Here is a 1,815-nt window from a genome sequence, read left to right as displayed (position 1 = left end):
CGAGCGCCGTCATCGATGCCTGCCGGTCGCCCGTCTCCAGCGCACAAAGGAGAGTGTGGTTGAGCTCGATGTAGGGTTCGTGAAGATGGGCCATGTCCTTGAGCTGTCCGAAGGCAAGCCGGAGTTCGGCGAGCACGAGGTCGAAGCTGGCGCTGAGCCGGGGGCTATCGCACAGGCCGACCATGGCGCGGTGGAACTCCATGTTGTTCGTGCCGACCCTTTGCCAGTCCCGTTCGGCGCCAAGCTCCCTGCCCTCTTCGACCAGGGCCCGCATGCGGGCGAGCGCCGGATGGCCCCGGCTTGCCGCCTCGACCGCACCTCGCTGGATCACCGCGCGGACACGGTAGATGTCGATGATCGCGGCCTCGTCCGGCACCGTGACGAAGACGCCGCGGTTGGGACTATAGGAGAGCAGCCGCTGGCTGGTCAGGAAGCGGAACGCTTCGCGCAGCGTGTTCCGCGACACCGCGAAATCCGCTGCCACCCGCTGTTCCGAAAGCTTCTGTCCGGGTTCGAACTCGCCGGCGATCAGCATGTCGCGAATGCGGATCGCCACCGCACCGGCAAGGGATGTCCCGTCGGTTTCCATAGTCGTCCTGATCGTCATCGGCACCTCCCGAAGATCCCGGCGCTGCCGGATCAAATCAAGTTTGTTGAACAATAATTTTTATGATACTCAACAATCCATATTCAGTCATTGAGCAGGTTATCGCATGGCCGTTGTCGATCTCAATGGTGATCCCGGCGGCGATCCCGGCGGCGAACCTGATGAAGCGAACGGAAAAGCCAATGAAGCCCACCCCCATCACCGCACCACCCGCAGATGCCGCTGCACGCAAGGCGGTCAGGCCTGTCATCTGCTATCCCACCCAGACCTTGCCGCGTGCCGATCTGGCGGCATACCGCGCGGTGCGGGAGGGGATGGAGCTGATCGGGACGGTGGTGGTCCCGCCGCGCGATGCGGCCACCTGGACCGTGCCCGCCGGCCATATCTTCCGCATCATCTCGACGGAAGGCGCGCAGGTGGGCGACCTCAACCTCTTCAACGCGAACGATTTGAAGGAGCGGCTCTACACCGGCAAGACCCGCGCGCTGAACGGCACCCATGTCGGGCTCGGCGATCAGCTGTTTTCCAACTTCCCCTATCTCCGCCCCATCGCCACCATCACGCACGACACGCTCGACTGGTACGGTTTCGACGAATTCGGCGGGTCGGTGCATGACGTCATCGGCACCCGCTGCGACCCCTATACGCACACTCTGCTCAGCGCCGGGGACCACTACCACCACTGCTGCCATTCGAATCTCACCCGCGCCCTGGCGAGAGCCACCGGCATGACCCTGTCCGAGGCCGAACCCCACATCCACGATGTGCTGAACGTCTTCATGTGCACGGGCTTCTCCCGGGATACCGGGCAGTACTTCATGAAGGCCAGCCCCGTGCGGCCGGGCGACTATCTCGAATTTTTCGCCGAGGTGGACCTGCTCGGCTGCATGTCCGCCTGCCCCGGCGGCGATTGCTCGTCGGAGCATTCCTCGGACACGGCCAGTTGCCATCCCCTCCTCGTCGAGATCCACAAGCCCGCCCGACTGCCGGAGGGATGGCGCGCACCGGCCATCAACGGCTACGACCGAAGCCACGGCTGCTGAACGGCTCCGGACATCGCAGATGCCACTTGCACCGCGGCCGATCCCGATGACTCATTGAGCGGGTATCGGGCGGAGTGACGGACACATCATGCGTGAAATCCTGAAGATGGGGGATCCCCGGCTGCAACGGGTGGCAAGGCCGGTCGAAGGACTCCACAACCCGGC

At 64.1% G+C, this 1,815-nt stretch carries 3 protein-coding genes; 1 reads left to right on the top strand and 2 read right to left on the bottom strand.

Annotated features, from left to right (window positions below; genetic code table 11):
* Both I71_RS09235 and I71_RS38745 read right to left on the bottom strand, forming a co-directional pair.
* Positions 1 to 607, bottom strand: a 607-nt coding sequence (locus I71_RS09235) for a GntR family transcriptional regulator (RefSeq protein WP_083897068.1), incomplete at its 3' end; no start/stop codon positions are given.
* A 37-nt stretch (positions 608 to 644) separates the two neighbouring features.
* Positions 645 to 857 carry a hypothetical protein gene (locus I71_RS38745; protein WP_199902139.1) on the bottom strand — a complete coding sequence of 71 codons (213 nt, stop codon included), beginning with the start codon at positions 855 to 857 and terminating at the stop codon, positions 645 to 647.
* Positions 858 to 921: 64 nt separating this feature from the next.
* On the opposite strand from I71_RS38745, the gene I71_RS09230 reads away from it, so the two are divergent.
* Positions 922 to 1,650, top strand: coding sequence for a DUF1989 domain-containing protein (locus I71_RS09230; protein ID WP_244433726.1), 729 nt, complete (start codon positions 922 to 924; stop codon positions 1,648 to 1,650).
* Positions 1,651 to 1,815 lie beyond the last annotated feature (165 nt).

This window comes from Azospirillum sp. B506, from assembly GCF_000333595.1.
Classification (GTDB): Bacteria; Pseudomonadota; Alphaproteobacteria; order Azospirillales; family Azospirillaceae; genus Azospirillum.
The sequence above is the reverse complement of the archived record's forward strand: the minus strand, read 5'-3'. Positions and strand labels throughout refer to the sequence as shown.